Annotated in this window: 20 protein-coding genes and 1 riboswitch; of the genes, 12 read left to right on the top strand and 8 right to left on the bottom strand. The window is 38.9% G+C overall.

What is annotated here, in order from left to right; all coding sequences use genetic code 11:
* Positions 1–48: 48 nt before the first annotated feature.
* The 3 genes from CA265_08170 to CA265_08180 all read right to left on the bottom strand — a co-directional run bounded on the left by CA265_08170 (position 49) and on the right by CA265_08180 (position 3,858).
* The gene (locus tag CA265_08170; GenBank protein ARS39625.1) at positions 49–1,293 is read right to left on the bottom strand and encodes a homoserine dehydrogenase; all 1,245 of its coding nucleotides are present in this window, start codon (positions 1,291–1,293) and stop codon (positions 49–51) included.
* Between the two features lie 146 nt (positions 1,294–1,439).
* Complete coding sequence (locus tag CA265_08175; protein ARS39626.1) at positions 1,440–2,498, bottom strand: homoserine O-acetyltransferase; 1,059 nt, start codon at positions 2,496–2,498, stop codon at positions 1,440–1,442.
* A gap of 28 nt (positions 2,499–2,526) precedes the next feature.
* Positions 2,527–3,858, bottom strand: coding sequence for an O-acetylhomoserine aminocarboxypropyltransferase (locus CA265_08180; GenBank protein ID ARS39627.1), 1,332 nt, complete (start codon positions 3,856–3,858; stop codon positions 2,527–2,529).
* 263 nt (positions 3,859–4,121) lie between these two features.
* A riboswitch (SAM riboswitch) is annotated at positions 4,122–4,232 on the bottom strand.
* 213 nt (positions 4,233–4,445) lie between these two features.
* Here CA265_08180 and CA265_08185 point away from each other — a divergent pair.
* Entirely contained in the window at positions 4,446–5,459 is a 1,014-nt protein-coding gene (locus CA265_08185; protein ARS39628.1) for a hypothetical protein, read from the top strand.
* Between the two features lie 46 nt (positions 5,460–5,505).
* On the opposite strand, the gene CA265_08190 is transcribed toward CA265_08185, so the two are convergent.
* Positions 5,506–6,621 (bottom strand): cystathionine gamma-synthase, encoded by a 1,116-nt coding sequence (locus CA265_08190; protein ID ARS42929.1) that lies wholly within the window; start codon positions 6,619–6,621, stop codon positions 5,506–5,508.
* Between the two features lie 170 nt (positions 6,622–6,791).
* On the opposite strand from CA265_08190, the gene CA265_08195 reads away from it, so the two are divergent.
* The 4 genes from CA265_08195 (at position 6,792) to CA265_08210 (ending at position 10,437) form a co-directional block, all read left to right on the top strand.
* Positions 6,792–7,238: a hypothetical protein gene (locus CA265_08195; protein ARS39629.1), complete on the top strand. Its 447-nt coding sequence runs from the start codon at positions 6,792–6,794 to the stop codon at positions 7,236–7,238.
* Between the two features lie 437 nt (positions 7,239–7,675).
* The gene (locus CA265_08200) at positions 7,676–8,869 is read left to right on the top strand and encodes an aminofutalosine synthase MqnE (GenBank protein ARS39630.1); all 1,194 of its coding nucleotides are present in this window, start codon (positions 7,676–7,678) and stop codon (positions 8,867–8,869) included.
* A gap of 102 nt (positions 8,870–8,971) precedes the next feature.
* A complete protein-coding gene (locus tag CA265_08205) occupies positions 8,972–9,598 on the top strand; it encodes a histidine phosphatase family protein (GenBank protein ID ARS39631.1) in 627 nt (208 codons plus the stop codon).
* Between the two features lie 98 nt (positions 9,599–9,696).
* Entirely contained in the window at positions 9,697–10,437 is a 741-nt protein-coding gene (locus CA265_08210) for a radical SAM protein (protein ARS39632.1), read from the top strand.
* A 161-nt stretch (positions 10,438–10,598) separates the two neighbouring features.
* Here CA265_08210 and CA265_08215 read toward each other — a convergent pair whose 3' ends face one another.
* Positions 10,599–10,913 carry a hypothetical protein gene (locus CA265_08215; protein ID ARS39633.1) on the bottom strand — a complete coding sequence of 105 codons (315 nt, stop codon included), beginning with the start codon at positions 10,911–10,913 and terminating at the stop codon, positions 10,599–10,601.
* 605 nt (positions 10,914–11,518) lie between these two features.
* Here CA265_08215 and CA265_08220 point away from each other — a divergent pair.
* The 4 genes from CA265_08220 to CA265_08235 all read left to right on the top strand — a co-directional run bounded on the left by CA265_08220 (position 11,519) and on the right by CA265_08235 (position 16,062).
* Positions 11,519–14,131 carry a DNA mismatch repair protein MutS gene (locus tag CA265_08220; protein ID ARS39634.1) on the top strand — a complete coding sequence of 871 codons (2,613 nt, stop codon included), beginning with the start codon at positions 11,519–11,521 and terminating at the stop codon, positions 14,129–14,131.
* Between the two features lie 171 nt (positions 14,132–14,302).
* Positions 14,303–14,827, top strand: a complete 525-nt coding sequence (locus CA265_08225) for a hydrolase (GenBank protein ID ARS39635.1) — start codon at positions 14,303–14,305, stop codon at positions 14,825–14,827.
* Between the two features lie 155 nt (positions 14,828–14,982).
* Complete coding sequence (locus tag CA265_08230; GenBank protein ARS39636.1) at positions 14,983–15,450, top strand: redoxin; 468 nt, start codon at positions 14,983–14,985, stop codon at positions 15,448–15,450.
* A gap of 6 nt (positions 15,451–15,456) precedes the next feature.
* A complete protein-coding gene (locus tag CA265_08235) occupies positions 15,457–16,062 on the top strand; it encodes a thioredoxin family protein (GenBank protein ID ARS39637.1) in 606 nt (201 codons plus the stop codon).
* Positions 16,063–16,116: 54 nt separating this feature from the next.
* Here the strand turns inward: CA265_08235 and CA265_08240 are convergent, their stop codons facing one another.
* Positions 16,117–17,304, bottom strand: a complete 1,188-nt coding sequence (locus tag CA265_08240) for a hypothetical protein (GenBank protein ARS39638.1) — start codon at positions 17,302–17,304, stop codon at positions 16,117–16,119.
* Between the two features lie 286 nt (positions 17,305–17,590).
* Here CA265_08240 and CA265_08245 point away from each other — a divergent pair, with 286 nt between their 5' ends.
* The 3 genes from CA265_08245 (at position 17,591) to CA265_08255 (ending at position 20,684) form a co-directional block, all read left to right on the top strand.
* Positions 17,591–19,015, top strand: a complete 1,425-nt coding sequence (locus CA265_08245) for a metal-independent alpha-mannosidase (GenBank protein ARS39639.1) — start codon at positions 17,591–17,593, stop codon at positions 19,013–19,015.
* Positions 19,016–19,306: 291 nt separating this feature from the next.
* Positions 19,307–20,509 (top strand): histidine kinase, encoded by a 1,203-nt coding sequence (locus tag CA265_08250; protein ID ARS39640.1) that lies wholly within the window; start codon positions 19,307–19,309, stop codon positions 20,507–20,509.
* The gene (locus CA265_08255; protein ID ARS39641.1) at positions 20,490–20,684 is read left to right on the top strand and encodes a hypothetical protein; all 195 of its coding nucleotides are present in this window, start codon (positions 20,490–20,492) and stop codon (positions 20,682–20,684) included. Before CA265_08250 ends, CA265_08255 begins: the two co-directional genes overlap by 20 nt.
* On the opposite strand, the gene CA265_08260 is transcribed toward CA265_08255, so the two are convergent.
* Positions 20,685–21,038, bottom strand: coding sequence for a hypothetical protein (locus tag CA265_08260; GenBank protein ARS39642.1), 354 nt, complete (start codon positions 21,036–21,038; stop codon positions 20,685–20,687).
* Positions 21,039–21,174: 136 nt separating this feature from the next.
* Positions 21,175–23,442, bottom strand: coding sequence for a glycoside hydrolase family 95 (locus CA265_08265; protein ID ARS39643.1), 2,268 nt, complete (start codon positions 23,440–23,442; stop codon positions 21,175–21,177).
* Positions 23,443–23,609 lie beyond the last annotated feature (167 nt).

Raw genomic sequence — 23,609 nt, forward strand, 5'->3', positions numbered from 1 at the left:
TTTGTACTTAACAACAAAACAAATAAAAAAATTAACCTTAAAAATAAATTATAGGCTTGCCAATTCCTGGGCAAAAACATTTTCACTCAATTGCTCTTGTTTGTAAATCTGTCTGCCGGTGTAGGCAACAAAAACAGATTCATCTAAAAGCAAGTCGCGGTTTTTAATTAAACTTTCCAGCTTAACCGTTCCAACCACATATTTATAACTGCTTGCAGCATAACGTTCGCTGATATTGTCAAATTCCAATAGGGTAATCAGATCCTCATCAGCATAACGCAGGTAGATTTCTAACAGAATATCCTCCGTATGTTTTACGCCGTTTTCTGAGTGGTATTTTTTATACTCGTAACGGTAATCGTAACGCAAGGCGGCAATATCAGATAGTACAGCAGCACCAGTAGGGTGGCCGCCCGCACCTTTACCATAGAAAAACTGTTTATCAGCAAAAGCCGCCTGAACAGCAACTGCATTGTATTCGTTTTCTACGTTGTAAAGGAAATCATCCTTAGCTACCAGTTTAGGTAGTACATAAGTCACAATGTCTTTTGTATTCACTTTACGTGCAGTAGGAACCAGCTTAATTTTAAAGTTTTTCTCACGCGCATATTTAATGTCGTGGTTAGAAAGGTTCTGTATACCAATGTTTAAAATGGCATCAGGATTTACAAACAAACCATAGGCATGTGCTGTAGCAATGGCCAGTTTATATTTTGGATCATAACCGCCCACATCTAAAATCGGATCGGTTTCTGCGAACCCTAAATCCTGTGCTTCCTTTAAAGCCGAATCGTAACTTTGGTTTTCGTTAAATATTTTCGATAAGATGTAATTAGATGAGCCATTGAAAATCCCACTCAAAGCATGGAATAATTCATTATCATAGTATTCTTCTAAATTTCGAATGATTGGAATACTACCACAAACAGCGCCTTCATACAGTAATGAAGTACCAAGCTCTTGTTGTAAATCTACCAGCTCTTTCAAATGCGTGGCGATCATTTTTTTATTGGCAGATACTACATTTTTACCATTTTTTAATGCGGTAGTTACGATTTCATAAGCCGCATCTGCATCATTAATTAATTCTACAATCGTATTGATCTCTGTATTATTCAGTATTTCGTTGCGATCAGTGGTAAACAGATCCTTATTAAGGGTACGCTTCTTTCTTGGGTCTTTTATCGCGATTTTAATGATCTCCAGGTTCAGGTTCTGGCTTTGGATGATATCCAATAAACCTTGCCCTACAACGCCGAAACCAAATAAACCGATTTTTAAATTCTTACTCATTATTTTAGACTTGATTATACAGATAGCGGGAATACACCGATTAACTGCATGTTATATTATTTTTTGTTTTTTATTGCGCAAATTTTAGCGGCTCTCGTTGTTTTCGCCCTAAACCCTAAACCCTAAACCCTAAACCTTCTACCTCCCTAAGCCGTATGCTGTAATTTGATAATTTTTTTATTCCTGCTTTCCTTAATAAAGTTTCCGATGACGTTAGTCAGGGCATCTGTTTCGATCAAAAATCCATCATGACCATAATCCGAATGCAAGGCACTAAACTCTGCTCCAGGGATATGATCGGCCAGGTATTTTTGCTCTGACAGTGGAAATAACACATCGTTTTCAATACCAATGACTAATGTATTTGCCGTAATTAGTTTTAATGCATCGGCGATACTTTTACGGTTGCGGCCCACATTATGACTATCCATTGCTTTGGTTAAATAATAATAACTATAAGCATTAAAGCGGTTGATCAGTTTTTCTCCCTGATAATTCTGGTAAGAAGACGACCTGAAATTATCTGTCTTATCGTTTACACTTTCTACCTGTGTACTGCCATAAGCACTGTATGTTCTATAACTTAAAAGTGCAATGCTACGGGCAGTTTTTAAACCCTTGCTGCCACCGTTAGGTTGGTTGGCATAAAAAGTTCTGTCGGTAGTAATGGCTAAACGCTGACTTTCGTTAAAAGCAATTCCCCACGGAGAATGTGCTGCATTGGTGGCAATCAAAATCAGGTTTTCGATTTTATTCGGTTCGGAAATACTCCACTCCACAGCTTGCTGACCACCTAACGAACCACCGATTAATAATTTAATATAATCAATACCTAAATGCGATGCCAATAACTGGTGTGCCGATACTAAATCGCGGATGGTAAACTGAGGAAATGAAAGGTAATACGGTAAGCCCGTTACCGGATTGGTACTTAATGGGTTCGAGCTACCATAATGCGAACCTAAAACATTGGCACAAACGATATAATGCTCTTCCGGATTGAACAATGAGTTTTGACCGAATAAACCTTCCCACCATTCAAAAACATCAGCATTGGCGGTAAGTGCATGGCAAACCCAAATCACATTATCTTTATTTGCATTTAATTTGCCATAAGTTTGATAAGCAATCTGCAGGTTACGGATTTTTTTTCCGCTCTCTAATTTGAACTGTTTATTATAGTGATATGTTGATGTTGTACTCATTGTTTTGTTGTATTCGGAATATTAACGGTTAGGCTTGTAAATGCGCTGTTGGAGCGGTAGCTTTAATGGTGGCAAACGCTTGTTCGAAATCGGCTTTAATATCATCAATATGCTCAATGCCGACTGAAACCCTTAAGGCATTTGGTTTAACACCCGCTGCCAATTGTTCTGTTTCGCTTAATTGCTGGTGTGTTGTGGCTGAAGGCTGAATGATCAGTGTTTTTGCATCACCTACATTGGCCAGATGCGATACCAGTTTTAAGTTATCAACTACCTGTGTTGCGTTTTCTTTGCTTCCAGTCAACTCGAACGATAATACTGCACCAAAACCATTGCTTAAATATTTTTTAGCCAGGTTGTTGTATTTGCTGCTGGCCAAACCAGGATATTGAACTTCTTTAACCAATGGATGGTTTTCTAACCAGGTGGCTAATTCTAATGCATTATCTACATGGCGCTGAACGCGGAGCGATAAAGTTTCTAATCCTTGTAATAAAAGAAAAGAATTGAAAGGGGATAAGGCCGGTCCAAGATCTCTTAATCCTTCTACACGGGCCCGGATAATAAACTGGATATTGCCAAATGGTCCGCCGATGCCAAAAACATCGCTAAAAACCAAGCCATGATAACCTTCCGAAGGCTCAGAGAATTGCGGGAATTTTCCATTGCCCCAGTTGTAATTTCCACCATCAACGATTACACCGCCAATACTGGTTCCGTGGCCACCAATCCATTTCGTTGCCGATTCGACCACGATATTGGCGCCATGCTCTAAGGGTTTAAACAAATAACCACCTGCGCCGAAAGTATTATCGACCACTAATGGCAGATCATATTTTTTTGCAATGGCCGCAATTTTTTCGAAATCAGGAACACTAAATGCCGGATTGCCAATGGTTTCTAAAAAGATTGCTTTGGTTTTATCGGTGATTTTGTTTTCAAATTCTTCAGGCACATCAGGATTAGCAAAATCGACATGTATACCCAAACGTTTAAAAGCAACTTTAAACTGATTATAAGTTCCACCGTAAATGTGAGATGAAGAAACGATACTGTCGCCAGCTTCTAATATGTTGTTTAAGGCTATAAATTGAGCGGCTTGTCCTGAGGCCACGGCCAAAGCAGCTACACCACCTTCTAAAGCTGCAATACGTTTTTCGAAAACATCGTTGGTTGGATTCATGATCCGGGTATAGATATTTCCAAACTCTTTTAAAGCAAATAAATTAGCCCCATGTTCGGCATTTTTAAAGCCATAAGAAGTGGTTTGATAAATAGGAACCGCTCTTGATCCAGTTGTAGGATCTATTTCCTGACCAGCGTGTAATTGTAAAGTTTCAAATTTATATGATGTTGACATAATTTCTATTTTTTTTTTGGTGTGATTAGATAGGTGGAAATTAGGGTAATCCTAAAACCTAACAGGGCGTATCCCGATTTCGCGGGACCTTCCAATTTGAAAGAAACAAAAAAGGAAGATTTTTAAATTACTGTATGCAACAGCACATACAAGTAATCGCACGCATCTCGCAACAAATAAAAGAAATAGAAGTCCGTTCTACCTTTTTAAGGTTAGCACTGGGTTCGCTTAGCGATTGAAGATTTAATGTTTTCATCAGTTCTAATTTATATCTCCAAATAACACCATGTTATCCGGTCAGGAATTGGCACCTTCTCTTTCTGAGGGTTGCCAGTGGGTCATCGAGCCAGTCTCTCGCCACTTCTTTATAAATCAACCTGTGAAGATTGACTTTTATTTAGCTTTCTGCCAAATAATATTCCAAATGTCTGAATTTAATTTTAATCCACAAAATAAAATTTCGAAATTACATTAACGCACTGAAAATGAATGGTGTATTTTTATGGTGTGATGACAATGCGAAACTTTTAATAAGAAATTAACGCTTAAAATTCTAAGTTTGTGTTACCTATCTAAATTTAATCATGATGAAAAATACAAAAGCCCTATGTTTAGGCCTGCTCTTTACTGTAATAGGTTTAAGCAGCGCAAACGCCCAATTCGGAGGTTTAAAAGACAAACTGTTAAAAGTAGGCACTGCTCAGGGTGCCAAAGCCTTAGGGGTAGATAAGTTTTTAAAACAGCCCGCTGCCATTACCACCAGCTTTGAAGATGTAAACAGAGAAGGCGAAAAGCTACCTGATTTTATTAATTCATTAAATTTAAAAGCCCAGCCATTATATTTATTGCCTAAAAACCCAGACGGTGGTTTTGTACTTTGCGAAGGTTTATACGAAATGAACAATAAAAGTTATTGTTTAAAAGCCGGAACTTTTGCACCATCAAAAGGCGATGGTTATATGTTTGCACCAGTTTTAGGTCCGAAGGAAGAAATTGTGGTTTCCATACTGAAAAGCGCAGAAAAACATCCTGATGTAGACCAACATGATATTCAGGCTTTACTCTGGACGATCATTGCCAGAACAAAATTTGCCGATTTTAATGGACAGGTTAAGGTAACTGCCATTAAATTATTAACACCAAAACAACTTACCCAATTAGAAGGTGGTGCATTAGGCATTTTACCTTTCGATGTAATGGAAAAAGCCAAAGATCAATTGCCAGCAGGTGTGAGGGCCGTTTTTGAAGCAGAAAATAATATCCGCCAGCTAGTTGCTTCTGGAAATTATACCTATGCAGACATGGAAAAATATGCCATTATAGCGGGGATGGCGCCACCAAGAAGCGATGTACCAAGTGGTATCTGGACCAAACACCCAGACGGTTATTATGTGCGTTATTTCCCTTCGGGTTATTCGATTACCAGGGTGCAGGTTTACGTACCAAAAGAATTACTGGCTGGCGGAACAAAATTGATATATGATGCTGCCGGTGATATTGCCTGCCCGGCCAATACAGGATCGCAACGTTTGGCACAGACTAATGAGCCATTGGAAGCAAATTATTCGTTGAAACTAAGCACAATTTGTAACCCTAAATAAGATATATAAATCCTATAAGGTCTTAAAGACCTTATAGGATTATATTTTAACCCAGCGCCTGTGCTAAATCAGCGATAATATCATCTGCATGTTCTAAACCTACAGAAATACGGAGTAGGTTTTTAGGCGTTTTACTATCAGGGCCTTCTACGGAATAACGGTGCTCGATTAAACTTTCAACACCTCCTAAACTGGTCGCCTGCGCAAATAACTGAACTTTGTTGACCACTTTATGGGCAGCCTCAACATCTCCTTTAACCAGGAACGACATCATCCCACCAAAATCTTTCATTTGTTTCTTTGCAATATCGTGCTGTGGGTGACTTTCTAATCCAGGATAAAAAACAGCTTCAACATTTGGATGTGCGTTTAAATAGTCAGCGATAATCTTTCCATTTTCACAGTGTCCTTTCATGCGGTAAGCCAGTGTTTTAATACTTCTGGTTAATAGAAAACAATCGAAAGGAGAAGGCACCGCACCACCCGTTTGCTGGATGTTTTTGATTTTCTCCCAAAGCTCATCTTTTTTGGCCGTTACCAAAATTCCGCCGAGTACATCGCTGTGTCCGCCCAGGTATTTGGTGCTGCTGTGCATCACAATATCCGCACCCAGTAAAATTGGGTTTTGTAAAATTGGAGAAGCAAAAGTGCTATCGCAGGCCAATGTAATGTTTTTCGCCTTCGCGATCTTAGCAATTTCTTCGATATCGGTAACTTTTAATAAAGGATTGGATGGCGTTTCAATCCAGATCAGTTTGGTGTTGGATCTGATGCTCGCTTGTATCAGATCTAAATCGGTCTGGTCAATAAAGTCAAATTCCAAACTATCGTTAAAAATAGTAAGCAATTGTTTTTTAATTCCCCAATACATATCATCTGGCGCAATAATGTGGCTGCCGGGTTTTAAGGCCTGGAATAAAACCAGACCACAGGTGTTCCCCGAAGAAAAAGCCGCTGCATCCTCACCATATTCTAATTTGGCCACAGTGTTTTCTAAAGCAGACCGGTTTGGATTGCTTACCCTGCTATACATGTGTCCGCCCGGATAGCCGCCTTCTGCATCGCGAAAAAAAGTTGTCGACAGATTAAGAGGAGGAGTGACATCGCCTGTAATGCTTTTTACAAGATTAGAAGCGTGAATAGCAAGGGTTTCGGGTTTCATGGTCATTATTTTGATCGAAGTAATATCGGGATGTAATTTAATAATTTGGCGCTAATTTAAGGTTCGTAATGGTTTTGGCAAGATTTATGTAACAAGTTTGACGAAATTTAAATTAAACAAAAATGAAAAGATTATTTATAGCTATCGCAATAGCATGTTCTACTTTAGTAATGTTACAAAGTTGTAATACTGCAAAAAGAGTAACAGCAGGTGTAACAGGTAGCAGAGGTACAGTGGTTCGCGAATGGGTGGTGAGTAATGTAGCTTTAGAAGGATTGCCTGATGGCGCTGTGCAAGGTTTGTTTGGAGAGAAATCTTACAAATGTTTTCAGGGAAGTACATGGAATTTAACCAATAGCGGAAATGGTTCTTATACTTTGCCAGCATCAAGCGCTTGTGGTTCGGTAATGCAAACTATTTTCTGGTCGGCAGCACCTAAAGATCAAACCTTCCAGTTTAAGAAAATATTTGAAGGTGATAAAGCTAAAAATGTAACAGAAGGTTACCGTTTAGTATTAACTGATCTTTCTAGCACACAAATGATCTTAAAATCGCCAATCGAATTTGGTGGCAAAACTGCAAACATCGTTTTAACGTTTGTACCTGCAGCAAGATAATTAAATTTACCTACGAAAAACATATAGTGAAAGCACTTCTGAAAAGAAGTGCTTTTTTTGTTTACCGTCTTTTAGGATTGCCACGGAAACACGGATTTACATGGAGTCTCTTGGACTGTTTTATAGTAGGTTTTTAACCACAGATTAACACAGATATAAATTAGAATCAGGTTTTGTCTTACATATCTGGCCGTCAAGCGGGGAAACATCAATTTATACTGGAGTTTGACAGTTATTTTTCTGTGCCTTCCGTGTTTCCGTGGCTGATATTATTAAGCTTAAATGAGTTTTTAACTGGATACCCAATCAAAATCTGTGTTTATCTGTCCTGATCTGTGGTTAATTACAGCGATTGCTATCTTAAAATCGCGGTTTGTTACAAGAAAATGATTTTCAAATCGCCTCATTATTGTATTTTTGTTCAAAATAAATCAGGAATGAATACAACTGAGCAAGTTGAAAAAATATTAGCTGATACCAATTTATCAACTGAATTACAAAACATAGCACACAAAGTTCTTCACGGAGAACGCATTACCTTTGACGAAGGCGTTTACCTCTACGAACATGCCGAACTGGGCTACCTGGGGGTTCTGGCGAATTTTATCAGGGAGCAAAAACACGGTGATAAAACCTATTTCAACCGGAATTTCCATTTAGAACCGACCAATCTTTGTGTTTACGATTGCAAATTTTGCTCGTATTCCCGTTTAATCAAGCAAAAAGAAGAAGGATGGGCTTTAACGATGGAGCAAATGCTCGATATCGTTAAAAAATATGATGGAGAACCGGTAACCGAAGTACATATTGTAGGTGGCGTACTTCCTCAATATGATGTGGCCTTTTATGCTGCCTTATTTACAGCAATTAAACAGCATCGCCCCGATTTACATGTGAAAGCATTAACTCCTGTGGAGTATCATTATATTTTTAAGAAAGCCAAAATTGATTACGCAACAGGTATGCGTTTGATGAAAGAGGCTGGATTAGAATCGATACCAGGTGGTGGAGCCGAAATTTTTCACCCTGAGATCAGGGAACAGATTGCTAAAGACAAATGTACAGGCCAGCAATGGTTGGATATACACGAGGAATGGCATAAACTGGGTATGCGCAGTAATGCCACCATGCTTTATGGCCATATCGAAAAATACTGGCATCGCGTCGATCATATGGAAAAACTACGTGAATTACAGGATCGCACAGGTGGTTTCCAGACTTTTATCCCTTTAAAATTCAGAAATCAGCATAACCAGATGAGCAACGTGCCAGAATCTTCAGTGATTGAAGATTTAAGGAATTATGCCATCGCCCGTATCTACATGGATAATTTCGATCATATTAAAGCCTATTGGGCCATGATCAGTCGCGAAACTGCGCAGTTATCCTTAAATTATGGTGTTGACGATATTGACGGTACTTTAGATGATACCACCAAAATATACTCGATGGCTGGTGCTGAAGAGCAAACACCTGCAATGAGCACCAAAGAACTGGTGAATTTGATTAAACAGGTGGGCAGAAAGGCAATAGAACGCGATACTTTATACAATGTGGTGACCGATTTCGAGCATGTAGTTTTCGAAGAAGAAAAGAAACCGCAGTATTATAAGCTGCCGGTAGTGAATTAGGATTGTTATGATGATAGGATTTAACAACTTTTCGCAAAATCCAAAAATCAATAAATAAAAACGTTAATCCTGCAATCTTATAACCCTAAAAATCCCATTTTAATGGTCAAAGAAATATACATCATACGCCACGGCGAAACGGAACTTAACAGACAAGGCATAGTACAGGGCAGAGGTATAAATTCTGACTTAAATGATTTGGGCCGGGCACAGGCTGAAGCCTTTTACCAAACGTATAAAGACATCCCTTTTGATAAGATTTATACTTCCGAATTAAAACGTACCTGGCAAACCGTTCAAAAATTTATAGATGCTAAATTACCCTGGGAAAAACTTTCAGGCTTAGACGAGCTTGCCTGGGGCATTTGGGAAGGACAACCCAATACGGAACTTGCACGCGATGCTTTCCGTGAGATGTTACAAAGCTGGCAGGACGGAGATTATACGGCTCATTTCGAAGGTGGCGAAAGCGTTCAGGATGTTTACGAACGTTTAAAACAACCGATGGAAGTTTTAATGACCAGACCTGAAGAAAAAACAGTTTTACTGTGTATGCACGGCAGGGCAATGCGCGTTTTCTTATGTTTGTTACTAGGTAAACCATTAAGCGAAATGACTGAATTTCCACATCAGAATACCGTGCTTTATAAAATGGGTTTTGAGGATGGAAAATTTACTGTTCTTGAATTTAACAGTGCCATTCATTTAGACGGTTTAATAATTGAATAACTTTCTCAGTTCGTCATCCTGAACTTGTTTCAGGATCTTTTAGGACAGATGCTGAAATAAATTCAGCATGACGGCAACAATTAAAAGTAAATAACACCTTGAATAAGATTAAAATATCGGCAGTTGCCTATACCAATACCAAAGCTTTTATATACGGATTAACACATTCGGACATTATAAATAAAATTGATTTAAGTTTAGATATCCCTTCAGATTGTGCAGCCAAAGTGATTAACGGTCAGGTTGATATCGGTTTGATGCCAGTAGCGGCTATCCCTTTAGTTCCCAATGCCAATATTGTGGCCGATTATTGTATCGGAAGTGATGGAGGGGTGAACTCTGTATTCATTTTTAGTGAAGTTCCGGCCCGTGAAATTAAAACGGTCAGATTAGATAGCCACTCGCGTACATCAAATAATTTGGCTAAAGTATTGCTTAAGTTCCACTGGAAAAAGGAAGTGGAATTTACGACAGATCCGACTGCAAAAACGGATGCTTTTGTTTTAATAGGTGACCGAACTTTTGGTAAAAAAGACGATTTCGCTTATGCCTACGACATGGGTGAGGAATGGAAAAATTTTACCGGATTGCCTTTTATGTATGCGGCCTGGGTAGCCAATAAAGAAATCTCGCAAGAGTTTAAAGCCGAATTTAACGCGGCTTTAAAATTTGGACTGAAGCATAGAAAAGACGTTTTAAAGGAACTACCTGAAGTGCAAAATTTCGATCTGGAAGATTATTTATATCACCGGCTTCAATTTGATGTTACCGACGACAGAAGGAAAGCTTTAAAATTGTTTTTGGGATATATTGAGGAATTAGAAAAAGTAAGTACATAATAAAATCGTCATCTCGACTGTAGCTTAGTCCCGAACTTTCGGGAGAGAGATCTATAACAGATTTCTCGACTTCGTTGCACTCCGCTCGAAATGACGATTAATTATATTGAGTTATCACAAATCAATTTATTAGAAAAGTTATTTTTTGAAGTTTAATTAAACTAGTGACTTTTCATTTTTCCAGCCACTTTTTCCAATGTACTTTTTAACTTCGTTAAAGCGCCTGTAATGGCTAAATCGTAAGTATTACCCATATTGGTAACTGCAATAGGATCTTTTCCGGTAATTCTGGCTTCTAACAAACATCTTTTATCATCTAAGCCATCTTTACTGCCATTTTCATCTGATAAATGGACCTCCAGACGTGTAATTAAATCGCTATATCTGCTCAAACCTTCATTTAACTGCGTTTGAATTTTTTCATCGTATTCCTGGTGGATAGTTAAACTTTTGTCGGTATTCAGTTGGATCGTCATAATTAAAATATTAGTTGTAAATTATATAAGATTAACACACAACTTCCGGAAACGTTTTGAATTAGGGTTAATTGTTGATAATATGGTTAACTGTTTAAACTGTAAAAAGGGTTAATTGTTGAAGCAAGAAAATTATTATGCAACCGGGTAACAGACCATTGTATCTAAACCTGATAGGAGCGGGCACGAGTGTAACGAAGTAAAGCGGATAGCAGGACTACAAGATCCGAAATGCACAGCACCCTTCATTTTCTAGACCTAGTTAACTGTTTAAACTGTAAAAAGGGTTAACTGTTGAAGCAAGAAAATTATTATGCAACTGGGTAACAGACCATTATACCTAAACCTGATGGGAGCGAACACGAGTGTAACGAAGTAAAGCGGATAGCAGGACTACACACCCCGAAATGCACAGCACCTTTCATTTCTAATCCTGGTTAGTTATTTAAATTGATGAACAACTATGCCTACCAATAACCGATTCGATGCATTACTCGTTTAAGCAAAACGACCAAGCTTGCTAACAATCTTTTAACTTTTCAACAAAACAGCTGTAAAATGCTTATTCGTGTTATCTTTATGGCTTTTGTAAATTAATTTCAGTTTTGGCTAAAGACACGAATAAAGAAACCCCGTTAATGCAGCAATACAACGCGATTAAAGCGAAGTATCCGGGCGCACTTTTACTATTTAGGGTTGGCGATTTTTATGAAACGTTTGGCGAAGATGCCATTAAAACGGCACAGATTTTAGGCATCGTATTAACCAGAAGAGGTACCGGCCCTAATGGCGGTGCTTTAGAACTGGCTGGCTTTCCACATCATTCTTTGGATAACTACTTATCTAAACTGGTGAGGGCAGGACAACGCGTGGCCATTTGCGATCAGCTCGAAGATCCTAAAACTACAAAAACTATTGTTAAACGTGGTGTAACAGAATTGGTTACGCCCGGAGTAGCTTACGGTGATAACATAGTCAATCAGAAATCGAACAATTTCCTTGCCTGTGTTTTCTTTGATAAAACACAACTGGGGGTTTCATTTTTAGATATATCAACAGGTGAATTTCTAATTGCACAAGGTAACAGCGATTATATTGATAAACTTTTGCAGGGTTTTAAGCCAACAGAGGTTATTTTTCAGAAATCGAAACGCCAGGCCTTTACCGAGAACTTCGGCGATCGTTTTTACACCTTTGGTTTAGACGAATGGCCTTTTACAAGCGATTTCGGAAACGAAACGCTGATGAAACACTTCGAGGTTTCTTCGTTAAAAGGTTTTGGTGTAGAACGTTTGCAGAGCGGAATTGTAGCTGCAGGTGTAATTTTACACTATCTGGGCGAAACCGAGCACCGTAATCTGCAGCATATCAGTTCAATAGGTCGTATTGAAGAAGACCGCTACATGTGGTTAGATCGCTTTACGATCCGTAACCTGGAGCTGGTAAATTCGCCGAACGACAACGCCGTAACCTTGTTCGATATTCTGGATCATACCTGTACGCCAATGGGTGCACGTTTGTTGCAGAAGTGGATTATTATGCCATTAAAAGAGTTGAAGCCTATTCAGGAACGTCTTGGTATGGTGGAGTATTTTGTAAAACATGAAGAGCTACAAGGGGAATTTTTAAGTAACATTAAACAGATTGGCGATTTAGAACGACTGATTTCTAAAGTTGGTCTGCAACGTGTTGGTCCGAGAGAATTAGTCGCATTAAAACGTGCACTTTACCATATTGAAGCCGTTAAAAAACTGGCTGCCGATTCTAAAAATCCTTTCCTGATTAAAATAGCGGATCAGTTGAATCCATGTTTGGCCATTAGGGAAAGAATTGAAAGGGAATTGCAGCCTGATCCACCGGCATTGCTGATTAAAGGAAATGTAATTGCCGACGGCATTGATGAAGATTTAGACCGTTTGCGTAAAATTGCCTTTGGTGGTAAGGATTACCTGGTGCAGATACAGAAACGTGAAGCAGAAGCAACCGGAATCCCATCTTTAAAAATTGCCTTCAACAATGTTTTTGGTTACTATTTAGAGGTTACACATACCCACAAAGATAAAGTGCCGGCAGGCTGGATCCGTAAACAAACGCTGGTAAATGCCGAGCGTTACATTACACCGGAGCTTAAAGAATACGAAGATCAAATTTTAGGTGCAGAGGAAAAGATACAAGCCATTGAAATCCGCCTGTATAATGAACTGATGTACGAAACAGCCAGTTACATTAAACCGATCCAGCTCGATTCGTTTTTAATTGCACAGCTTGATTGTTTATTGTGTTTTGCACAATTGGCGGCTAAGAATCATTATAACAAACCTAAGGTTACCGAAAATAAGGTGCTTGACATTAAAGGTGGCCGTCACCCGGTAATTGAAAAACAATTGCCTGTAGGGCAGGAGTACATCACTAATGATGTGTATCTGGATACCGATAGTCAGCAAATTATTATGATTACCGGACCCAACATGGCGGGTAAGTCGGCCATTTTAAGACAAACCGCGCTGATTGTATTGATGGCACAAATGGGCTCTTTCGTTCCGGCTAAAGATGCTGAAGTAGGTATTGTAGACAAGATATTTACCCGCGTAGGGGCATCTGATAATATTTCTTCAGGAGAAAGTACATTCATGGTCGAAATGAATGAGACTGCCAGTATTTTGAATAATATTTCGGATGATAGTTTGATTTTACTCGATGAAATTGGTCGCGGAACCAGTACCTATGATGGTATTTCAATCGCCTGGGCCATTGCCGAATTTTTACACCAGCACCCAACCGCGCGACCAAAAACATTGTTCGCCACGCACTACCATGAGCTAAACGAACTGGCCAATACCATGCCGCGCATCAAAAACTTTAATGTATCGGTAAAAGAAATGACCAATAAGGTAATCTTTTTACGGAAGCTGGTTCCAGGTGGCAGTGAACATAGTTTTGGTATACACGTAGCGAAAATGGCGGGGATGCCAACAAAATTAATTGGTCGTGCGAATGAGATCCTGAAAAAACTGGAAATAGACAGAACCGAGGGACAAAGCATTAAAGACAGTATTAAAAAAGTGCAGAACCAGGCTTATCAGTTACAGATGTTTGCCATCGATGATCCTGTTCTAGTGAAAATCCGTGATACGCTGAATAATTTGGATGTAAATGCGTTAACTCCTGTTGAAGCTTTGCTTAAATTGGACGAAATACAGCGATTGATTAAGAATTAGGAAAGGTTAGAGGTTTAGGGTGTAAGGCTGAAGTTAGGTGTAAGGTTTGAGGCTTAAGTATCTCAAGACCAAAAATATTGATGCCTTTGAAATAATATTAAAATCTAAGCCTTACACTGAAAAATAAGCTTAATATAAGAATAACAATTTAGTGACCATAAAATTGACACGATGGAAATAACCTTAAACCTTCCACCTTATGCCTTACGCCTCAAAAATATTTTTTACTTAATAACACTCATAGTTTTTCTTTCGTCTTGCGGTAGCCGGAAATACACCGTTAAAAGTGATACGAAAGCTTCAAAGGCGGCAGATGCGATGGCAAATTTACAAAGCAAACCACTTTATCGTTTCATTACCGACTGGACAGGTGTTAAATACCGTTTTGGTGGTTTAGATAAAGGCGGAATTGACTGTTCTGGTTTTGCTTTTTTATTGGAGAAAGAAATTTATGGGGTTACACTTCCGCGCATTTCACGCGAGCAGGCCAATGTGGTGAGACGTAAAAGTATCGATAATTTAAAGGAAGGAGATTTGGTGTTTTTCTCTTTTGGTGGCAATGATGTAGATCATGTAGGCGTATACCTCAACAATGGTTTTTTTGTGCATGCCAGCACGACCAGAGGTGTAATTGTTGATGATTTAACTTTACCTGCCTACCAAAGGGTATTGGTAAAATCGGGATCGGTGAATTAGTTAATTCCTATACTTGTCGTCATGCTGAACTTGTTTCAGCATCTTATTAGTGAAAATGAATTACGATGAGTATTATTCTTTAAAGACCCTGAAACAAGTTCAGGGTGACGGACATTAAAAATAAAACAATCTTCACCAAATTTCGTTATTCATCTATGCGTATATTTTTCATAATCTGCTTATCTTTAATTACTTATTCTGTTAGTGCGCAGGTTAAATTGCTCAAACTGGATGATCTGGATAAACGTATGGCCAATGGAAAAGATACAACCTATGTAATCAATTTCTGGGCAACCTGGTGCGGGCCATGTGTGGCAGAGTTGCCGAATTTCGAGAAATTGCGTTTAGCCAATTTAAAAAAGCCGGTTAAAGTGCTTTTGGTGAGTTTGGATTTTAAATCAAAATTGCAAAAGGAAGTGATTCCATTTGTGTTGAACAATAAAATTAATGCGGAGGTATTTCTTTTAAATGAACCGGATCAGCAACAGTATATTGAACGGGTTGACAAAAAATGGTCTGGTGCTATTCCGGCTACACTGTTTGTGAACAAAAAAAGCAGGCATTTTTACGAAAAGGAATTTACAGAGACTGAACTGAAAAATACTTTGTTAAACTTAAAATAGATCGTAATGAAAAGATTAATTTTAATGGCTTTTATGCTGATCTCAGGATTCGCATTTGCACAGACTGAAGGTTATAAAGTGGGTGATGTAGTTAAAGATTTCTCGCTTAAAAACGTAAACAACAAAATGGTTGCCCTGGCCGATTATAAGGATGCAAAGGGTTATATTGTTGTTTTTACCTGTAATACTTGCCCCGTGGCAAAAGCTTATCAAGACCGTATCTCGGCCTTAAATGCAACTTACGCCGCAAAGGGTTATCCGGTGGTGGCCATTAATCCAAACGATGCTGGAGCTGTTCCTGATGAAAGCTTCCAGAAAATGCAGGCATTGGCTTCAGAAAAGAAATTAAATTTCCCTTATCTGTTAGATCCCGATCACGTCGTAACCAAACAGTTTGGCGCAACCAGAACGCCACATGTTTTTGTGCTGAACAAAACCGACAAAGGAAATGTAGTGGAATACATTGGCGCTATCGATAATGATCCGGAAGAAGCAAACAGCACCAAAGTGGAGTATGTTAAAAATGCAGTAAACGAATTATCAATTGGTAAAAAACCTGCAATTGTATCAACTAAAGCTGTTGGCTGTGGTATAAAATGGAAAAAAGGTTAAACAAAAACATGACAGCGTCTGGGTGAAATCGCCTTTAGTATGCATACTCTTGTTTTAAATATAGCTTAACCACCATTGCCGGTGTTTTTCTTTATATTGTTTAAACCATCTGCATGGAAGATACAGAGAGGCTACCACACAAATCCATATCAAATAAACTATTGGTAAACTAAAGCCAAATGCTGCTGGTCTAAATAAAAACGGAACCTGTATGATTTCTTTGGTGTGATGCCCTGTGGCAAAAAACACCACGATTAACAGGGTATGCAACAGATAAAAATGCAGTACATAGTAAAAGAAAGGCACGGCTCCGTACACAGAAGTTATCCTGGTGAACCGGTTTCTTAGGTTTTCGGTGAAAGCCAAAAACAGCATCGCCGGACCTAAAGTCATGGCCGTATATTGTAAGGAAGGTGGATATTTGGTTACATTAAAAAAGGCGAGTAGATTCTTAAAAAAGTCGTGATATTCTTTTCGCGGCGCGGGATCGCCATAGATATTGATCAACCTTAGGGAGATAAATACAAATATAGTGAGCAAACCTATAATTAATAAATTGCGCTGTCTGCGCTCAGCAACGTAACCTTTTTTATACCAGGCACCAATTCCATAGCCTACAAACATTACACCCGTCCACGGAAGGATGGCATAAAATACCCCAACCAAATGATTGGCAGAAAGCGGTACCACAGTGCCTGTCGCGGTGAAAAATACTTTTAAGATCAAACCACCATTTTGGTCTGTTGGCGCAGGGAATAAATTAAAAAGATTATGTCCGAAAACCAATACCAGGCCGGTTATGAGCACGGTCTTATACGACATGCGACTGGCCAATGCCAGAAATACCATAATGCTTCCAATTGCCCAGATGACCTGAAGAATAATGAAATTGTAAGATGGATTAAAGGTCAATCCAAATGTGATCACCACAATTTCGATCAATATTAGCCATAAACCCCGTTTTAATAAAAAAGAACTTGCCTGCGCCGGTGTTTTGCGCTGTGCCGATAAATAAGCTGATAAGCCTGATAAGAAAACAAAGGTTGGTGCACAAAAATGCGTAATCCAACGGGTGAAAAATAACATGCCTGTGGTGATATCGGGATTTAGCGGATCACTGGTCATGGCACCGATATGAAAGAAATCTCTCGTATGATCCAGCGCCATAATAATCATTACTAACCCGCGTAGTATATCGATAGATAAAATGCGTTTAGATAAAGTTACGGTATCAGCATTCATAACAATAGGTTTGGTTATTTAAATATACTCATTCAAAATTATTTTTACTGACTTAATTATTACCTTTAGCTTCATCAGCATCCTATCCGAGTCTGTTTCTGTGTGTTGTAGAGGAAAATCGATTTAGGAATGGTTTAATTGACTATAATGATTTTGATGTTCGAAAAATTATAATAATATTTGTTAAGCGCTAACCGAATAATATCTTACCACAACTATTATCATCATCGATAATGGATAGATTTCGTTTAGTAGAAATTAAACCAAAATATCATAAACCATCATAATGAAAAGAAGAACATTTATACAAAACACAGGTTTGTTAGGCGCTGGAGTTGTCGCATCGAAATTTTCTTTTGCCGCTAATCTTGCACCAGAATTTCCTGTGGTACGTGTAGCTGCCGCAAAACGACACTTTCAAAGTAAAGCCGTAGATGCTGCCATTAAAACTTTCCAGGCAAACGTTAAAAATCCCGAATTGGCCTGGCTGTTCGAAAACTGTTTTCCCAATACTTTAGATACTACGGTTTACAATTCAGAAAAAGATGGCCGACCAGATACTTATGTCATTACCGGTGATATTGATGCCATGTGGTTACGCGATAGTTCGGCGCAGGTTTGGCCATATCTTCAGTTTGTAAATGAAGATGAACCGCTTAAAAAATTAATAGCCGGCGTAATTATCCATCAAACTAAATGTATTTTAAAAGATCCTTATGCAAATGCTTTTTATGGCGACCCCACCAAAGTAGGTGAGTGGAAAACAGATAAAACGGCCATGCAGCCCGGAGTGCACGAACGCAAATGGGAAATAGATTCTTTATGTTATCCTATCCGCCTGGCTTACCACTACTGGAAAAAAACAGGCGATAAAACACCTTTTGATGCCAGTTGGAAAAAAGGAATTGAAGCCACTTTAAAAACATTCAAAGAACAACAGCGAAAAGCGGATAAAGGACCCTATCATTTTCAGCGGGAAACGACTCAACCTACAGATTCACTACCCATGGCCGGTTACGGTTTTCCGGTAAATCCGGTGGGCTTAATCTGCTCAGCATTTCGTCCGAGTGATGATGCCACCATTTTCCCTTTCCTGGTTCCATCTAACTTTTTTGCGGTATCGAGCTTAAAACAGGCCGCAGAAATGATTAAAGCCTTACAGAATGATCAGGCTTTGGAAAGTAGTTTGTTAAACATGGCTGATGAAGTGAGCGCTGCGCTACAGAAACATGCTATCGTTAATCATCCGAAATATGGTAAAATTTACGCCTTTGAGGTAGATGGTTTTGGAAGTTCGTATCTGATGGACGATTCTAATGTACCAAGCTTGCTGGGTTTACCTTATTTAGGTGCGATGAAAATTGAAGATCCTATTTATCAAAATACACGGAAATTTGCCCTTTCTAAAGATAATCCATATTTCTTTAAAGGTACAGCTGCAGAGGGAATTGGTGGACCGCACGCTGGTCAGGATATGATCTGGCCAATGAGTATCACCATGCGTGCCTTAACCTCGAAAGATGATGCTGAGATTAAATCTTGTATCGATATGTTACGTAAAACACATGCTGGCAAAGGTTTTATGCACGAATCTTTTCATAAAGATAACCCTGCGAACTTTACAAGGGCTTGGTTCGCCTGGTCGAACACCTTATTTGGTGAGTTACTTTGGAGAACCTACCACGAAAAACCAGCTTTGCTAAAAGCCTAATACAAGCGACCGTATTGATTGGGGTTTGTAATTGATTTTGATATTCAGTTCAACGCCTGATCAATACGGTTTTGTTTTGTCTTCCCTTATCTCCAGGATAAGGTGCACAGCGACTGTACAACGCACTACCTGTTTACATGATGTTGTACAATTTGACGGTAATTACAGGGGATTTATACGCCATTCGGGAATAAATTGATCAATGTGTGTAAAAGCTATGTTATAACGCTAAATTCTATCCTTTGCCTGTAATAAATATTTGTAAATTGCTACAAATTATTCCGTTTAGCATTGCAAAATTTTAGTAAAACCATCCTGGAAGATATTGAATTTATAAATCAGATTCCTGCTGTTGCACATATCTTAGAAATTGTTTGTAGAACCACAGGTATGGGGTTTTCGGCAGTGGCTAGGGTAACATCAGATAGCTGGGTAGCCTGTGCCGTTCATGATGAAATAAACTTCGGATTAAGCGTGGGTAGCGAACTCAAACTGGAAACAACCATTTGTAACGAGATCAGGCAGCATAAAAATGCTGTTATCATTGATCACGTGGATGAAGATCCTGATTTTGCACAGCACCATACACCATTAATGTATGGCTTTCAGAGCTACATCTCGGTGCCTATTACGTTAAAAAATGGTGAGTTTTTCGGTACGCTTTGCGCCATTGATCCTAAACCGGCCAAGCTGAAAAATCCGACCGTAACTGGTATGTTTACCATGTTTGCCGATTTAATAGCCTTTCATTTAGATGCACTGGAAGAACTGGCTAACAAGGAGCGGGAGTTAAAAAAAGAACAGGAAATAGCTGTTTTAAGAGATCAGTTTATTGCTATTCTGGGTCATGATTTACGAAATCCGTTAAATGCCATTTCGAACAGTGCACAACTTTTATCACGTTTGAATTTAGATGAACGCAGTGGGCGTATCACTAAAATTATTAAAGATTCGTCTTTCAGAATGAATGGTTTGATTGAGAATATGCTCGATTTTGCCAGTGGACGTTTAGGCGAGGGAATTACCATCAGCAAAACACCTGACGAAGATTTGGAGAAATTACTGCTCCAGGTGGTAGAAGAGTTGCAGGCCATTTGGCCATCGAGGGATATCAAGCTAAATTTTGATCTTGCTTATCCTGTTCATGCAGACGGAAAGCGACTGGCACAGCTTTTTTCTAATTTATTAGGCAATGCTTTAAATTATTCTCCATCAGATTCTACAGTCGAAATCAGTGCTTTCAGTACCGAAACAGAATTTAATCTTTGCGTAACCAATGAGGGTAAACAAATTCCGGCTGTTGCCATGGACAGGTTGTTTCAGCCTTTTTCCAGGGGTGAAGTAGAACCCAATCAAAAAGGCCTTGGTCTGGGTTTATATATTGCATCAGAAATTGCCAATGCCCATAATGGAACGCTTAAGGTATCTTCTACGCCTCAAAACACCTGTTTTACCTTGCACTTACCTTCTAGTGATGATAACAATAAACGATAACCTGCCTACCTCTACACTTTTAGAACTGAAAGTAGGCGATGAGATTACAGACGGGAATACTCAATCTGGTACCATAAAAAATATCGAGATTAGTGAAACGGATGAATTTTTAATGTTTATTTTTCAGTTGGAAAAACAGCACCTTACCGTGAAGAAACTCAAACAGGTTTGCTAATTATAAAATAGGCCTCGGATCGAATATAACCTGAAACGACTTAATTTTTTCGTTGGCTAACTGGTACCAGCCACAGGCATATATCGTGCTTTTACCCATGTTAATATCATACCATAAACAAACATCCTCCTGATCTAAAAACACTTTTTTAACATCGTATTTAAATTTCATTTTTTTCATGTCGTCGATATAAATATCAGCGCCGTTTCTTTCGCCCATAACGCCTTTAAAAGTCATATCATCATGTAGTTGTGCCCTGGCCACCTCAAAGTTTTCGGTGTTTAAGGCATTAATAAAATCAAGTACAACAACCTTTGCATTATGCTCGGTTAATAGTTTATCGGATGTGCTCATAACAAAATCTATTTACCATTAAACGAAAGTCAGAACCAAAATGTTTGGAAGGAAGTGACTTGATGAGCAACAAATGAAAGGTTTAAATAATAAGAGTCGTCATTGCTGAAAAAGCTTTCACGCAACGACGACTATGCTATCCTTCAAAACTATATACTTTTCCAGGCTGTGTTTTAAAACTGTATTTAAAGTCCTTTCCTGATTTTTCTTCTTCGATAGCCTTAAGCTTACGCTTTAACGCATTTGGAGATCTCACGATACAATCTTCGCCTGATAATGATTTTATCGACAGCTTTGTAATTTTACCATCTTTCCATTGCAGATCTGTAATTTCGAAGTTACCCCTGGCTCTTAAACCCTGAATACTTCCTGTTGACCATTGATCAGGTAGGGCCGGTAAAAATTGCAGCTCACCTGCCTGGCTTTGCAATAACATTTCTGAAACGCCTGCTGTGTAGCCAAAATTCCCATCAATCTGAAAGGGAGGATGAGCACAGAAAAGATTGGCGTAAATGCCTCCGCCTTTATTATAATCGGTGCCCGAGCCACCCACTGGCGTAATAAAGTTCTGCAATATTTTATAGGCATGATTACCATCCTGCAGCCTGGCCCAAAAATTAATTTTCCAGGCCATAGACCATCCTGTTGATTCATCGCCACGGGCTGTTAAAGTTACTTTAGCGGCTTTGGCAAGCTCAGGTGTATTAATGGTGCTGATTTCTCTGCCAGGATGCAGGCCAAAAAGATGCGAAATGTGTCTGTGTTGATCCTTAGGATCATCGCGGTCGGTTTCCCATTCCTGTAATTGTCCCCATTTACCAATTTTTGGTTTTAATAAATGTGCTTTAAGATCTGCAATGTGTTTTTTATAATCACTATCGATGCCTAAAATTTCAGCTGCTTCTATATAATTTGTAAATAGATCGTAAACAATCTGCTGATCGTGTGTTACGCCATCTTCAGTCGGGCCATGTTCTGGCGACCAGCCCAATGGCGATACCAAAGTGCCGTCTGCTCTTCTCTTTAAGTGGTCATCCCAAAACTCTGATATCTCTTTGATAATGGGGTAGGCGAAATTTTTTAAATAATCTTTATCCCTGGTAAAAGAATAGTGCTCCCACAGCGCCTGTGCATACCAGGCACTTCCAGGTGTATTCCATAAAAAACTCATTCCGCCGAAAATATTGTTTTCTGTTTTTACGGTCCAACCACGGGTGTTTGGATATTTCTGGCGTGTAGTGATGGCACTTACCTCACGCATGCTGTTTATATAATCCAGATATGGGATATGACATTCTGAAAGGTTAGTTGGCTCTGCCAGCCAATAATTCATCTGGATATTGATGTTAGAGTGGTAATCGCTGCCCCATGGTGGCGTATTGCTCTCATTCCATAGCCCTTGGAGATTCGCAGGTAAACCTCCCTTTCTAGAGGAGCTGATCAAAAGGTATCTGCCGTATTGAAAAATTAGAGCTTCTAAGGCAGGGTCAGGCGTCTTTTTATAATTGATTAACCTTTGGTAAGTTGGCAAACTGTTGTTTTTTATATCATTCTGACCTAAATTAATAGCTAAGCGGTTGAATAATTGCTTGTAGTCATCAACGTGTGCTTTTAATAGATTTGAATAGGATTTTGTAGCGCTTTGTTTCAGTATACGATCGATTTTTGACGCAGGTTCTTCTCCTTTCCAGTTTTCACTGCGTTTATTACTGTAATTGGTAGCAGCGGTGAAAAGGACAGTTATGGCATCGGCATTATCGATTTTTAATTTTTCACCATCATCATCTTTAACCGCATGGCTGCTACCATTCTCAATTTTAACCAAAGCAGTCGCCTGATAAGGCATCCCATTAGATAATTTGCCTGTAAATTGGATCGTATTCCCGTTAACGGTGAGATTGCCCTGATGTGCATTTTTTAATCTTAGGGTGGCAGAATACGACTTTTTTTGATTAGCAGTGAACCTTAAAACCATTACTTTGTCCGGAAAACTGCAAAAGTATTCACGTTTATAGCTGGTCCCATTTTGTGTATAATTGATGGAATGGATGGCATCAGCAAGATTTAATTGACGTGTATAGTTACTGAATTTTTGTTCTTTATTGTCGAAGTCAATCCATATATCTCCAAAAGCCTGGTACATACCCCGGTCATTTTCATCTCCTGTCCAGAGGGTATTGTCATTAAACTGAATATGCTCCTGATTAACACCGCCGAAAATCATACCGCCAATCCGGCCATTTCCAATAGGGTAGGCTTCAGTCATCCATTTGCTTGCTGGTTTGTTGTCCCAAAGCAATAGAGGCGTGGTTTCTTTGTTTTGAGCGAAAATAGGTGTGGAAAAGCTAAAGGCTAAAAAGAAGATTAGCGTGCAGCGAATAGCTTGCTTGCAGTTAAAAAACATGTCGGTTATTTGATTAGTGTGTAGTCAAATATATAGATAATCAACGGATTGTGCTATGGACAAAGCAGGCGAATGCTTATCGATTATTGGCATACTATTCAGTTATTTAAGCATGTGATGAGGTGTACCAGCATATTTTTTTTGGTAACTATTGTGATAGCTTAGAT

The sequence above is a fragment of the Sphingobacteriaceae bacterium GW460-11-11-14-LB5 genome (assembly GCA_002151545.1).
GTDB lineage: Bacteria > Bacteroidota > Bacteroidia > Sphingobacteriales > Sphingobacteriaceae > Pedobacter.

Coding starts and splice junctions, on each gene's coding strand:
- CA265_08170 (ARS39625.1), bottom strand. CDS start 1,293: ATGAGTAAGAATTTAAAAATCGGTTTATTTGGTTTCGGCGTTGTAGGG.
- CA265_08175 (ARS39626.1), bottom strand. CDS start 2,498: ATGAGTACAACATCAACATATCACTATAATAAACAGTTCAAATTAGAG.
- CA265_08180 (ARS39627.1), bottom strand. CDS start 3,858: ATGTCAACATCATATAAATTTGAAACTTTACAATTACACGCTGGTCAG.
- CA265_08185 (ARS39628.1), top strand. CDS start 4,446: ATGAAAAATACAAAAGCCCTATGTTTAGGCCTGCTCTTTACTGTAATA.
- CA265_08190 (ARS42929.1), bottom strand. CDS start 6,621: ATGAAACCCGAAACCCTTGCTATTCACGCTTCTAATCTTGTAAAAAGC.
- CA265_08195 (ARS39629.1), top strand. CDS start 6,792: ATGTTACAAAGTTGTAATACTGCAAAAAGAGTAACAGCAGGTGTAACA.
- CA265_08200 (ARS39630.1), top strand. CDS start 7,676: ATGAATACAACTGAGCAAGTTGAAAAAATATTAGCTGATACCAATTTA.
- CA265_08205 (ARS39631.1), top strand. CDS start 8,972: ATGGTCAAAGAAATATACATCATACGCCACGGCGAAACGGAACTTAAC.
- CA265_08215 (ARS39633.1), bottom strand. CDS start 10,913: ATGACGATCCAACTGAATACCGACAAAAGTTTAACTATCCACCAGGAA.
- CA265_08225 (ARS39635.1), top strand. CDS start 14,303: ATGGAAATAACCTTAAACCTTCCACCTTATGCCTTACGCCTCAAAAAT.
- CA265_08230 (ARS39636.1), top strand. CDS start 14,983: ATGCGTATATTTTTCATAATCTGCTTATCTTTAATTACTTATTCTGTT.
- CA265_08235 (ARS39637.1), top strand. CDS start 15,457: ATGAAAAGATTAATTTTAATGGCTTTTATGCTGATCTCAGGATTCGCA.
- CA265_08240 (ARS39638.1), bottom strand. CDS start 17,304: ATGAATGCTGATACCGTAACTTTATCTAAACGCATTTTATCTATCGAT.
- CA265_08245 (ARS39639.1), top strand. CDS start 17,591: ATGAAAAGAAGAACATTTATACAAAACACAGGTTTGTTAGGCGCTGGA.
- CA265_08255 (ARS39641.1), top strand. CDS start 20,490: ATGATAACAATAAACGATAACCTGCCTACCTCTACACTTTTAGAACTG.
- CA265_08260 (ARS39642.1), bottom strand. CDS start 21,038: ATGAGCACATCCGATAAACTATTAACCGAGCATAATGCAAAGGTTGTT.
- CA265_08265 (ARS39643.1), bottom strand. CDS start 23,442: ATGTTTTTTAACTGCAAGCAAGCTATTCGCTGCACGCTAATCTTCTTT.